This is a genomic window from Niallia sp. HCP3S3_B10, assembly GCF_052064465.1.
GTDB classification, from domain to species: Bacteria; Bacillota; Bacilli; order Bacillales; family Cytobacillaceae; genus Niallia; species Niallia hominis.
This window is the reverse complement of sequence record NZ_JBQHVO010000001.1, coordinates 250,459-263,349: the sequence shown is the minus strand read 5'-3', so window position 1 is coordinate 263,349 and position 12,891 is coordinate 250,459. Positions and strand designations below refer to the sequence as shown.

Below are 12,891 nucleotides of genomic sequence, written 5' to 3'. Positions count from 1 at the left end.
ACCCATTAAGACTTCTTTCCTCTCTCTTTTCTTCGGTATCACTTACATACTAACTTAAAAGCCGTTAATATACGGATTATGATCCATTTCATGTTCGATTGTTGTTTTTCTCCCATGACCAGACAGTACAATCGTCTCTTCAGGTAAATTTAAAAGCTTCTCGTGAATGCTATTTATTAATGTACGTTGGTTACCACCAATTAAATCAGTTCGTCCAATACTTTCATAGAAAAGAGCATCGCCAACAAATGCCCAATTCTCTTTTTTAAAATAAAATGTGACACTTCCTGGAGAATGCCCTGGTGTCTCCATCACTTGAAAGGTAAAATCTCCAATTGTCATCTTAGGATTCTCATCCAAGAAGTGCTCTGCTGGTCTGGTAACTACAGGATTGGGAAGTCTAAATGCCTCACTCCCATTTAATTTCGGATCAATCAACCACTCTTCTTCTTTGCTATGTACATAAACGGGAATGCTATAATCTGTTCTAACTTCCTCCACTGCACCAATATGATCAAAATGTGCATGGGTTAAAAGAATTGCAATAGGGGATAATTCTAACTCCTGAATCATCTTATTCAATTTTACTCCATTTGCACCTGGATCTATTACTAAACAATCCTTCTTTTCATTCCATACTAAATAACAATTGGTCTGGATTGGCCCTAAAGGAATTTGCTTATACTCCACAAAATCCCCTCCTATTTATTCTCTAATTGACTTACTACCCGTTCCACTTTCTCTTCCATTTTTCTAGTGATGTCTCTTCTGTCATCAATTCTGATGTTTGTGCAAACACGCACAAGACCTTTTTCAAATGGAACTTCATGCATTGCCTGAATCACTTCAAATAATGTTGGAAGTTCTCCTTCAATAATCGTGTTCATTGGTGTTAATTGGAAGCGAATTTGGCCTTTTTCCTCATAGTTCATTAAAACTTTTTGAATGTCTGCTACATACGCACTTACACTTGGAGTTTGTGTGCCAACTGGTATAACTGTTACATCAACGATTGCCATAATTTATTATTCTCCTTTCTCTTCTATCAGCCAATGGATTTCATCTATTATTATTCGATTTGAGTTCATTCCTATGATGGCATATTTTTATACCAACTTCAACTATTGAGCAATATTGGACGTAAACAATGGTGTAATATCTCCAGTCTCCATATTCAGCATATTTTCAAGATAATAGCCATAAAGACAGTACTTTCCATCGCTTGAAATTTGAATTGGCTGATCTTCTAAATCTTTATCGGCAAATAACTTTTTACTCAGACCTGTTTCCATATCTACTTCAATAAGTTCAAAACCCTCCTGATACGTTTCTGCATTGCCATTTCTTTCGGGAGTAAAGGTAAGAAAGCTATTTTTATAAATGGTATAGTTCGGAACTAACCAATTTGCAAATTTTGATAATCGAGGAACAGAAATACTCCCTTGCTTCTTAATATTTGCATCATAAAAAGTATAAACTGCCTCTTCTTCTTCTTCCCCCTTACTTGATATAGTAAGTAGAAATTCATTTTTCTGGTCAACAAAGTAAATATTAGCCAAATCTATTTCGTTTTCTTCTTCCGTTTCCAAATTAAATATTTTCAGCGGGGCATATAATGACGGATTGCTTTGATCCCAGTCAAGATACATTACCTTTTCCTTCGTTAACCATTGTGGAAAAGGAGTAGAGACAGGAAAATCACTTAATACATTTTCCTGAATATCCAATGTGAATACTTTACTTTCCCATTCCTTGGTTAAAGTTGTAATGAGCAATTCATTTTCATTATGAGAATTCCATGAAAAGTCTGTTTCATAGCTTTGTAGCTTTCTAGAAAGTATTTCATTTCCTTTATAATCAATTATATGAATTTCTCCTTCTTCCTCAGAAAGAGCCGTATAAATTAACAGTTGATTTTCATTTAAAAGAACATTAGATAATTCTTCTTCCGACTTATATAGAGGGATATGCTTTCCTGTATAAATATTATAAGCATAAATTTCATATACCCCTTCATAGATAGAAGAATAACAAATCGTATCTTTCTTTATCCAGCCATATACTTGCTCAAATTCTCCTTCAATTGGACTTATAGGAGGAAGCATCGCGTTGTTATCAACATCATTGTCCTTCGCTTCATTTTCACTGGCTGAATCATCATGTCTAGGAGCACAGCTAGACAGAATTAGTGTGAAAAAAGTGAAGAGAAGAACTATTCCTAGCGTGTTTCTCTTACCTAATGAAAACATTTTTCACACCCCTATAATACTATTCAAGTTTTGTTCACTCTATAGAATAGTAACACAAAAAAGCCGACTTTTTTCGGCTTTTTTCAAATCCACTTGTAGATTTTTTATTAAAAGTAATATTTCCAATCAAATATAGGTCATTTGTTACAACTATATAGTTATTTAATATCTCTTAAAAATGGAATACTTCTCTTTTTTCAATTTGCCTAAACTTTTCTATAGAATGATGTGTAGCCCTACATATATAAGGAAGCCAAGAAAAGTCCAGTTGTTTCATGATAAATTTCATTAAATTGAGAGAGAGGGAGTGGATTTATCCCTTTTCCTAACTCAATTGTGAATCCCGGCTTTCTTAATTCTTGAATAAACCAATCTTTATATCCTGCATGACTATCTACATTTTGGATCGCTTTATATCCACTCACTCTCGAAAATTCTTCTGCAATTGCTCTCGATTCTTCTGGTTCCATTCCTTCATATCCCCAATACAATTCTTTTCCCTGTGTATGTAAAGCTACTAATCGATCAAATTTTTCTTTTTCAACTAAATTTGCCATCACCTGAGACTCTGGTTCTGACAAAGGGCTATCTCCAGGATAGTCTCTTGGAGCAGGCGCTTTCGGTTCTTTTCGTTCCTTTTCTATTTCCCAATTAGATGGAAATTGATTATTTAAATCTACACCACGGATATTTGCTTTCCAGCCAGTAAAATCGCTGCTACCTGCATTTATGGAAATGATTTTTTCTTTTTCTTTCTCTAAAGGACCGTTTAAAACCAAATCAACTCCGTCAGGATTAACCATTGGTACAAGTGATAAATCAGTACCCTGATACAGTGGCATTGTTCGAACATTGCGCATAGTAGTTCCGTTTGTTAATGATAATAAAAAGTCATTTAAAAACGTCATTAAAATTCCTGTCGTAATCCATTCATTTGCATGGAAGGAAGCATTTATATGAACCTTTTTCTTTCCCTTTCCTATTCTGATTTCATCGAGATTTTTTCCTAATACACTTTTTCCTATTGTTTCCTTTTTAATGAATGGGAAGGCCTTTATTAAACGATTCATATCTGACTGTAGGGATGTATAGTCATACTTTTTCTTTCCCTGCACAAATCGTCCCACAATACGGTTTGGGATTAAAATCTCCTCTCCGACTTTAAGTTTATTAGGATTTAATTGTTGATTTAATAATAATATGCTATCAACCGAAATATTTCTTGCTCCTGCAATTTTCCACAGAGTATCCCCTTGCTTTATTTGATGGACTTGTGATTCAAATCCAGGAATTTGGATAGTTTCAGAAACTGCTAATTTATTTGGATTTACGCTAGGATTACTATCTAAAATAAGATTTAGGGGAACCATAAATAGTTGACTATAGTACCAAAGTGTATCTCCTGGTCTCAATTTAATCTCCATATGATCACTCCTCTCTCTATTTATATATATGAATCCCTGATAAAAAACATGCTTAGCAGCGATATAGCAATTGCATATTATAATTTTTTTATGAAGGTGCTGTTTTCTTACATAATTTGACCTATAAGCAGCACTAACGGATTTAATCATTTAAAATATATAAAAAAGCTTCATGACTAATATAGTCACAAAGCAGTTTATTGCTAATCTATTAACTAAACATCAATTAGTATCTTCCCTTACATCAAGCATTCCGTTTTCTTTATCATAAAAACGTAGTAGGTCTCCATAAATAATGCTATCAGAATACTGTAATTCTAAATTAGCCTGTTCTATATAGGGTTCACATGCATTACCGTCAGCTACTTCTCCTGTCGCGCGCTCATAACAAACCTCTTTAGTATATACATACTCTTCTGTAATAAAGCTACCATCTCTTAAAACAACAAATTGATTGTTTTTTTCTGAGAATAGATCTGAACCAAATTGGATATCATTTTTCGTTTCAATACCAAGCAAATGTAGAAGAGTAGGCTTGATATCCATTTGCCCCGAAACAGTTGAGAGTGTTTTCCCCTTCATCCCTGGAATATGGATAACAAAAGGAACTCTTTGTAATTGCGTACTGACAAAAGGAGTAACTTCTTCCCCTAATAATTCAGCCATTGCTTTATTATGATTTTCAGAAATTCCATTATGATCTCCATACAAGATGATAATACTATTTTCATAGAGACCTTCCTCTTTTAATCTCTCGATAAAAATTTTCAACGCTTCATCCTGATATCGAACAGTCGGTATAAAGTTATTTAACGTTCTACTTCCAGTTGTTAAAGGTTCAATTAATTTATCCTCTTCTTCCAGTTCAAAAGGAAAATGATTTGTCAACGTGATAAATTTACTGTAGAACGGCTCTGGCATTTCTTTTAAATGAGCAATCGATTGTTCAAAAAAGTCAATATCCTTCAATCCCCAACCAACAGAATTGTCCTCGTTTACCTCGTAATCATTAATTTCATAAAATCGGTCATATCCCAAGCTTTGGTACATAATATCCCGATTCCAGAAACTTTTATTATTTGCATGAAGGGAAGCTGTAAAATAACCATTTTCTTTCAAAATTTCTGGTGATGCTTGAAATTCATTTCCAGAATGGGTAAAGAAAACGGCCCCTCTGCTTAATGGATACAAGGAATTTTCGACAATAAACTCAGAATCTGATGTTTTACCTTGTCCAGTTTGGTGATAAAAATTATCAAAATAAAAGCTTTCTTTAATAAAATCATTTAAAAATGGGGTGATTTCTTCCCCATCCACTTCCCGGTTTACAGTAAAAGCCTGTGTGGATTCTAAGCTTACCATTATTACATTTTTCCCCTTAGCTATTCCAAACATATCCTTATTTGGTTCTGTATAATTCGCCTGATTGTAATTAACCATATCTGTTAACTCACTACCATCCGCAAAAGCTCTTTGCGCAGTAGTCTTTGTTTGAAGAAAAACATCATAAAGTTGGTAATTATACGTCCCAATATTTTTCACTAATAGCTCTCTGTCAAATGTCCTAGTTAGTAATTGCGTTCTCTGAGTTTCAGCTAAGCTTAAATTGAAAAAAGCTAAGCTTATCGTAAATAAATAGAAAATACTTTGCTGCATCCTAGTATATTTAGGAATTTTTAAGAATGCTGGCTTCTTTTTCATAATAAGCGCAAGTAGAATAATATCTACAAAGAAAAGAATATCTGTGAGATGAACCAGCTCTCTAACACTACTTCCTAAATCACTCATATTACTCGTCTGAAATAAGAGTGGCAGGGTTAAAAAATCGGTATATACACGGTAAAAGACAACATTTGCATATAATACAATCGAAAGTGTCAAACTGGAGATGAGCACATATCTTTTTTGATTTTTCTCCGAAAGAAACATGGAAATACCCAAAATAAATAACAGGGAGCTTAATGGATTAATAATTAATATAAATTGTTGAATCGAATTTTCAATTTTGATATCAAAGCTAGTCATATATGCAATATTCGTTTTAATCCACAATAAAACTGTTGCAACCGCTATAAGTGATAGCTTTGACCATTCAAATTTATTCTTAAACAATGATGTATCCTCCTTACTATTGATCAAACAAAATCTCGACATAATCACTTTACACATTTTACAATAATTTTATTATATAAAGACAATCTTTATGAAATTTTAATCTAATTTTCATCTTTGCGTATTAATATAGTATATTACACTTTTTTAGACGTGCAACTAAAAGAAAAGTTTCAAAAACTTTTGCTTTTTTTAAAGTGTCCTTTTTATGAATATTCCATCTATTAATCTAGTAAAAAATCTTCTCCCGATTCAGAAGAAGATTTTGTGAAATATTTGATTTAAAATATGTCTGATACTCTCATCATTTGATTAATTTTTTGCAAGCCACGCAGCACCAATTACTCCCGCTGTATTCCCCAATGTCGCAACATCAATTACAGTTGATTCTGCTACACTTTTAAAAGAGAACTTCAAGAAGTTTTCTTTTACTGGATTTAATAGCACATCACCAGCTTTTGAAACGCCACCACCGATGACAATTTTCTCTGGATTTAAAGTATTAGCAATATTAGCTAGTACCAATCCTAAATGGAAAGCTACGAATTGGACAATTTCATTAGCTAATTCGTCCCCTTTTTTCGCTGCATCAAATACATCCTTTGCCGTAATAGCGCCGTCTTGATCTAACACAGAATGAAGTACACTCAACGTATGTCTTTCAGCCAATCTTTCTTTTGTCAATCGAACTATTCCAGTTGCAGAAGCAATCGTTTCTAAACAGCCTGTTTTTCCACAATTACAAGGAGCTCCGTTTTCTACAATAGCCGTCAAATGACCTATTTCACCAGCAGCCCCCTTCACTCCTTGCACAATATCACCGTTTATAATAACTCCGCCACCAACACCTGTGCCAAGAGTAACACAAACTAAATCTTTGGATCCTTCTCCAGCACCTTTCCACATCTCACCTAGTGCTGCACAATTGGCATCATTGTCAATTGTTACCGGCAAACCTAAATCTGCTTCAAGGCGCGCTTTTAATGGGAAGTTATCTGGCCAACCTAAGTTCACTGTATTGAAAATAACACCTGTTTTATAATCAAATGGTCCAGGTGCGCCCATCCCAGCACCTAAAACATCTTCCTTCGAGTGTCCTAATTCTTGCAATTTAGCATCGATAGATTTAGCAATGTCGGATGTAATATTTTTTCCATCTTCCGAATTATCTGTTGGGATTTCCCAATGATCGATTAAATCTCCCTTTAATGATAAAAAAGCGATTTTTACCGTTGTTCCACCTAAGTCAATTCCTGCTACCCATTTTTCCTGCATCATTAATTCCCCCTATTTTTCTGTTCCGATAATAGCTGTATTTCTTGATTAAGTAATCGCATAGCAGAGTCAAAATCTTGCTCTTTAATTAATTGAGATTGATACAATTCTTTTATTTCAGATTTCATTAATTGTAAATCGCCTACACGATCGCCAACATAAATAATCGTTCCATATTTTTTTAAAAACTGTTGCACATCATAAATGGTTTCCATGGTACCCCTCGATTTCATACATATTCGACTCACTGCAAAGGTTTGCATAAAGTGATAAATTAATCGTTTTCAAATTAAGTATATCGGAAATGAATCGTTTCCTCAACAGCAGATTCATTTCTCCCATTAGAATAGTAATAAGCAAGATAATGACTTTTACGCGAAATATTTTTATACCAAATTAAAGCCTAAACTACTCCATTTATCATATTTCTCTTCTTTTCTCATATATTAAAAAAAGTACCTCTAAGACAGGCTTTTAAAGTAAAATGATTTCCCATTAGATGGAGCGGTGAAAAAAATGAAAAAAGATTTTATTCGATTAAGTCTCTCTCTTATTATCCTTGTTGCTATTTTTTATATTTTTCAGCAAAAGCAAATTGCAAAGGAAAGTATAACTTATTTTCCAATTGATCCTACTGTTACTTTCCCAAAAGCAAATACTACCCTTACATTTCATAAAAAAAGATTCGATGAGTATAGCATTCTCTGGAAAAGCAATTCTTCTATTAACAAGCGAGCGTATTTACGTCAAGATATGAGCTTACTTTATGGAAATGGGAAGCTGATAAGCACGATGGGAGAATGGCGACAAAATACATTAGAACTTTCAGAAGAAAAGACCGTTGTGGAAAGAGAAAGCAACTATTTACAAGCAATTACTTTTCATTATGCTGAAATACATGATGCCAATGAAAGAATTTTCAGTTCTCAAAAAATTTCAGCAGACAATTTATATATCATTAATTCGAAGTTTGAGAGTGCACCACTATCTTTTCATTCTCCAAATAACTTAGTCGAAAAAGATTGGGCAAGAACATTAGATAAACAAGCATTAGATTATATTGAATACTCTTATCGCCAAGTATTAAAGAAATTTCATATTTCAGCTGAACAATATGATACAAAACTTTTACTCACAGAATTAAGTAAATTTAACGATACACCACTCCCAGATTTTTCAAAGGAACAAAGTGCAAAAATTCTTGGACAATTGACTGAAGGTCTTTATAAAAACTATTTCCTGGGAATTATGAAAGAAGACGGAACCATTGCTGATCCCATCGGCAGTTCTATCCCGGTGATATTAATTAATGACAATCATCTTCTTATCTTATTTACAACAAAGGACGGTGAAGCGATTGTTTTAAGACAGCAAATTTCTACTCTTTAATTTTATCCCATAATAAAAGATATTTTGGATTGTTTTCATCCAATTCTAAAGCTTTTTGTAAATATTCTCTTGCTTCTTCTAGATTCTTATCATAAAGACTGACAACTGCTAAATTATAATACGCTTCATGAAACTGTGGATTTAAATGGATTGTTTTTTGCAGATTTTTTTCAGCTGCTGCAAATTCCTTTTTCTTAAGCTGGATATAAGAAAGTAAAAAATAATAGTTCTCATTATTTTTAGTTTCAATTGTTACTAAAACATCTTCTGCATCATCATATTTTTCATCATTTACATAATTGTTGACCATAATAAATGCAGATTTGTCCCGATTTTGTGAAACCCCTGAACTCGATGAATAGGCAATGCCAATACCTATTAGCAATAGAGTAATAAGTAGCGCCCCAAGCTGGACTTTCCAGCTTTTTTTCTTTGGAAAATGGACGATAGCTGTTGCTAGAAAACCACCTACTAATCCACCAATATGTCCCGCATTATCGATTCCTTGTATAGTAAAGCCAAATATAAGATTAATAATGATAATAATAATGACATTCCAACCCATCACTCGAAAAAACAGCTTTGGAAATTGCCAGGCAAAATAAAGAAGTGCACCGAAGCATCCAAAAATCGCGCCACTTGCGCCAGCTGATAAAGATGGACTTATTAAATAACTTGCAAACACCCCACTAAATCCAGCAAAAAGATAAATGATGAAAAATCTACCATTCCCAAAAATTCTTTCTATTAATGGACCAACATAATAGAGAGCAAATGAATTCATGGCTAAGTGCAAAAAACCAATATGTAAAAAAATAGGTGTTATTAAACGCCACCATTCCCCCATAGCGATTAAATAATTTACTTTCGCTCCCCATTGAACCAATGTTTCGCTATTGTTACTTCCTCCGCCCCCTTCCATTAGAAGAAATATTATTACTTGAACGACAATAAATAAATAGGAAATAAACGGTTTGCCAAAGTTAAGTAACTGCCTTTCTTCTTTTTCATTTTGTTTTATTAGCTCAAGGATATTTTCTTTATAGCGCTCCATTTGATCGTCGCGTTCTTCTGATGTACCTGGTATGTCATTTAAGTTTGTTATTTTTCCGCCTGCTATTTCCCACTCGTCTACTGACCGATCAAGAAGAATAGTATTAATTTGCACTTTTTTATCAGGACTATTAAACAAGTGATTTACTAAATGGTCATAAGCATCTACAGGAGGAAAGGCAGTTATATACACGCTCTCTACCTTAAGTGAGCGTTTACGCAATGTGCGTCTTATCCTCTCTGCATTTAATGCTGTTCTTTCCATATCCCTACTTAACCAATTACTCCAATCAAGATCCATTTGGAACAACCGAATAATCGGTGTGTTTCCTCTGTTCTTTTTGCTCTCCAGCCAAATTTCTTGTTGATTTTCTGCTAGATAGATTACTTTATAACGGCATTCCACTATTAAAAAATAGACTATTCTCCAATACTTGTACGGTTCAATCACCATCTGTTTTCTCCCTACTCTCCAAACGCTGAAAGCTATATCTTCTCTATTTCATTTGTCCATTCATTAAATAAGACATTTTCTCTTTTTAGGAAATCACCTTTCCCTTTACAATACTATAAATGGTTGTTTTTTTCCTTTTTTTATCGCTTGAACGTCACAAAAATATTAATTCTTTCATTATGTAGAAATATGTAAATAACTTTAATAGAAGCAAATGCTTCACCATATCTTTTTCATATAAGATTGGTTGCTAAGGGGAGCCATTCTAAAAATTATACCCAATCAAGAATAAAAGGAAACAGATGAACTAAATACCCTGTGAATTATGTTTTCACAAGGTATTTAGAGAGATTATTGATAGATTGTATCTTTAGAACGACCAAAAACGGAATTCATCATCGTTCTTTTTACACTAGGAATATTCATCAATATCCTTACTGCATACTTCCGAATAAATGGATTTCTCAAAATAGTATTTATGACACGATACCGTTTCTGAAATAAATAATATCCACCTAAAGCAATTAGTAAAATGGAGAATACTCGTGACATTTTTCCATCCCTCCTAATGATTAGTTTGGTGAATATATTATTTTTTATCCGCATAGAGTAGTGAAAATATTCTCGTTTTTTATCGCTTGTAAAATAAAATGATCAATGATTATAAATGAAAAAAAGATAGCTCAATGCCGCAAGAAAACCTGATAGAACATTCACCATATCATTGTTAAAAAGGGGGAAGCCTTTCTTCTTTACTACAGTCTGATGACATACCATTCTTGTTTCCACCATTTGACCACAAATTGGACATTGATACTCAACCTGTATAAATGCCCCTAAAAGGGTATCCAATACATTCCCTAGAAAACCAAAAAGAAAAACGAGAAAAAATCCCCACAGCTGAAGAGGAAATAATAATGTAGCTATAATAGCAATTAAAAATGAACCTGCTAATCCTGCCAATGTCCCTAATATGCTAACAGCTCCTGATGTTCCTGTTTCCGTCTCCTTAAAGGTTCGAATAGATAATGGTCTTCTTTTACTTAATGATCCAATTTCGGAAGCCCAAGTGTCTGAATTAGCAGCTGCAAGCAAAATAGCGAAAACCGTAATCCAAACAGACTCTTCTGTAATAAAATAAATAATACCTACAATAGCAGCAAATCCTCCATTTGCCATTACTTGTAGCCAATCTCTCCTAGAACCTTTTTGTGTTTTTTTCTCCATTGATTTTTTTGTTTTACTTTTGTACGTAGAAAGCATGCTAGAAGACACAAAAAAAGCTCCTAAAATAATTAGTCCCTTATAGCCAAAACCTAAAGCAATTCCACTGCCGACAAAAAAAGCTGCAATTGCACCGCTTTTTGTTAAAGACCTCCGTTTGTATGCGTAATAGGAGACAAATAAAATTACTAAAGAATACATTATACTACTCATTTGTACATAATATCCCTTCATTCGTGATTATTTTCTGTACAGCTAAATCATGTTTCTGAAGTGGTATTCTTTCTTTTACCTGCATAGAAAATGCTAAGGAAATGGTTTCACCTTTATAGCTTTCTAAAAATCGGTCGTAATATCCTCCTCCAAAACCTATTCTGTATCCATTCCTCGAAAAGGCTAATCCTGGAACAAGGAGTAAATCGATTTCTTCTGGATTTGTTCGTTCTGTTTTTTCCATTATAGGTTCAAATAAATTGCTGTAAACCGATTCAAGCTGATTGAAACTCTCTAATTTACGAAAAAGCATTTGTCTAGTTTCAGGAATACACTTCGGCACACTTACCTCCTTTCCTAATTGCCAACACATACGAATGATTTGATATGTATCAACCTCTGGAAATTTGGAAATGGTAATTCCTATATGAGAAGCAGAAGAAAAGGAAGTATTGTTATATAGTTGAAGAGCTATCTGATAAGACATATGCTCATAATGGGGTTTACTGATTGCTTGTAGTTGTTTGATCATATTTGTTCGGAACTGTTTCTTTTCCAGCATATTATGTATACACCATCCTTACCATTTGTTTTTTAATATGAAAAAACAGAAGGGAGATATCCCTTCTGCTTATTTTGTTTCACGGTGAACGGTAGTACGTTTTTCTCTTGAGCAATATTTTTTTAGCTCAAGACGATCTGGATTATTTCGTTTATTTTTTTTAGAAATGTAGTTACGATCACCACATTCAGTGCAAGCTAACGTAATGTTTACACGCATGTTTATTTCCCTCCAAACTATAGGTTGCTAGTTCGTGCATACGACTTTTATATGATAACATCTTTTGTTAGGAAATGCTAGTACTTGTTTTCATTAGAATGTGATTCAGCTCTAAAACCTCTTTTTTTTCAGTACCAGTAATAGACCAAGCTCGGCTGATTCCAGTTGATTGAGGCATAATCTCCATGCTTAAGGAAAAAATGCTTACACTTGATCCTTTTGCCAATGGCTGATATTTAAGTATCCCCTTTTGATTATTCGTCCAAATATGCTCAGTGTGTACATTCCAAATAGGTTGTACCGTTCTCTGTTCAATACGGTTTGTATTATATTCTCCGTTTACCAAATAGAGCTGGTCATCAATAGAATGATAGATGACATTTTCCGTCGGAGAAACGAAAGAAAGATGCTCTTGGTATGCTTTTGGAAAATAATTTAACACTAAAATCTTTAATGTCTTCGCTTGTTGAGAATGATTTCTCACATAAATCTCGTTATATTGAATTTTAGAATGCTTGTGTATTTGCTTTACATGTACAGATATCGAATGTTCTGGTATCAATTTCTCATAGCCATTTTGAATCCAGTAAGTTTTTCCTTCAATCCAAATTCCAGGGGTAGTAGTTATTTTTTTCATAAGTAGCTTTCTTTGAGCACTTTGATAATCTTTTTGTAAATTAGCCTCAATCTTCACTCTACTTTCACCTACTCTACTAT

The 12,891-nt window shown here is 33.6% G+C and carries 14 protein-coding genes; 1 reads left to right on the top strand and 13 read right to left on the bottom strand.

Annotation, left to right across the window (positions count from 1 at the left end; translation table 11 throughout):
• Positions 1 to 54: 54 nt before the first annotated feature.
• From ACTNDN_RS01275 to ACTNDN_RS01245, 7 genes are all read right to left on the bottom strand, one after another.
• Complete coding sequence (locus ACTNDN_RS01275) at positions 55 to 690, bottom strand: MBL fold metallo-hydrolase (RefSeq protein ID WP_031535334.1); 636 nt, start codon at positions 688 to 690, stop codon at positions 55 to 57.
• Between the two features lie 11 nt (positions 691 to 701).
• The gene (locus tag ACTNDN_RS01270; RefSeq protein ID WP_031535336.1) at positions 702 to 1,019 is read right to left on the bottom strand and encodes an MTH1187 family thiamine-binding protein; all 318 of its coding nucleotides are present in this window, start codon (positions 1,017 to 1,019) and stop codon (positions 702 to 704) included.
• 102 nt (positions 1,020 to 1,121) lie between these two features.
• Entirely contained in the window at positions 1,122 to 2,249 is a 1,128-nt protein-coding gene (locus tag ACTNDN_RS01265; RefSeq protein WP_031535339.1) for a hypothetical protein, read from the bottom strand.
• Between the two features lie 236 nt (positions 2,250 to 2,485).
• On the bottom strand, positions 2,486 to 3,673 hold the full coding sequence (locus ACTNDN_RS01260; RefSeq protein WP_031535341.1) for a M14 family metallopeptidase: 1,188 nt from the start codon (positions 3,671 to 3,673) through the stop codon (positions 2,486 to 2,488).
• A gap of 222 nt (positions 3,674 to 3,895) precedes the next feature.
• Positions 3,896 to 5,785 (bottom strand): LTA synthase family protein, encoded by a 1,890-nt coding sequence (locus tag ACTNDN_RS01255; protein WP_048717685.1) that lies wholly within the window; start codon positions 5,783 to 5,785, stop codon positions 3,896 to 3,898.
• A 312-nt stretch (positions 5,786 to 6,097) separates the two neighbouring features.
• Positions 6,098 to 7,060, bottom strand: a complete 963-nt coding sequence (locus ACTNDN_RS01250; protein WP_031535344.1) for an ROK family glucokinase — start codon at positions 7,058 to 7,060, stop codon at positions 6,098 to 6,100.
• Between the two features lie 2 nt (positions 7,061 to 7,062).
• Entirely contained in the window at positions 7,063 to 7,275 is a 213-nt protein-coding gene (locus ACTNDN_RS01245) for a YqgQ family protein (protein ID WP_031535346.1), read from the bottom strand.
• A gap of 301 nt (positions 7,276 to 7,576) precedes the next feature.
• Here ACTNDN_RS01245 and ACTNDN_RS01240 point away from each other — a divergent pair, with 301 nt between their 5' ends.
• Positions 7,577 to 8,449 carry a hypothetical protein gene (locus ACTNDN_RS01240; RefSeq protein ID WP_031535348.1) on the top strand — a complete coding sequence of 291 codons (873 nt, stop codon included), beginning with the start codon at positions 7,577 to 7,579 and terminating at the stop codon, positions 8,447 to 8,449.
• Here the strand turns inward: ACTNDN_RS01240 and ACTNDN_RS01235 are convergent.
• The 6 genes from ACTNDN_RS01235 to ACTNDN_RS01210 form a co-directional block, all read right to left on the bottom strand.
• Positions 8,439 to 9,956, bottom strand: a complete 1,518-nt coding sequence (locus ACTNDN_RS01235; protein WP_031535350.1) for a rhomboid family protein — start codon at positions 9,954 to 9,956, stop codon at positions 8,439 to 8,441. The genes ACTNDN_RS01240 and ACTNDN_RS01235 overlap by 11 nt on opposite strands.
• A gap of 351 nt (positions 9,957 to 10,307) precedes the next feature.
• On the bottom strand, positions 10,308 to 10,508 hold the full coding sequence (locus ACTNDN_RS01230) for a hypothetical protein (RefSeq protein WP_031535352.1): 201 nt from the start codon (positions 10,506 to 10,508) through the stop codon (positions 10,308 to 10,310).
• Between the two features lie 102 nt (positions 10,509 to 10,610).
• Positions 10,611 to 11,393: a DUF92 domain-containing protein gene (locus ACTNDN_RS01225; protein ID WP_031535354.1), complete on the bottom strand. Its 783-nt coding sequence runs from the start codon at positions 11,391 to 11,393 to the stop codon at positions 10,611 to 10,613.
• The gene (locus ACTNDN_RS01220) at positions 11,386 to 11,955 is read right to left on the bottom strand and encodes a 5-formyltetrahydrofolate cyclo-ligase (protein ID WP_031535356.1); all 570 of its coding nucleotides are present in this window, start codon (positions 11,953 to 11,955) and stop codon (positions 11,386 to 11,388) included. The genes ACTNDN_RS01225 and ACTNDN_RS01220 overlap by 8 nt, the downstream gene beginning before the upstream one ends.
• A 69-nt stretch (positions 11,956 to 12,024) precedes the next feature.
• Positions 12,025 to 12,174 carry a 50S ribosomal protein L33 gene (gene rpmG / locus ACTNDN_RS01215; RefSeq protein ID WP_016204868.1) on the bottom strand — a complete coding sequence of 50 codons (150 nt, stop codon included), beginning with the start codon at positions 12,172 to 12,174 and terminating at the stop codon, positions 12,025 to 12,027.
• A 67-nt stretch (positions 12,175 to 12,241) separates the two neighbouring features.
• On the bottom strand, positions 12,242 to 12,868 hold the full coding sequence (locus tag ACTNDN_RS01210) for a hypothetical protein (protein ID WP_048717683.1): 627 nt from the start codon (positions 12,866 to 12,868) through the stop codon (positions 12,242 to 12,244).
• Between the last annotated feature and the right edge of the window lie 23 nt (positions 12,869 to 12,891).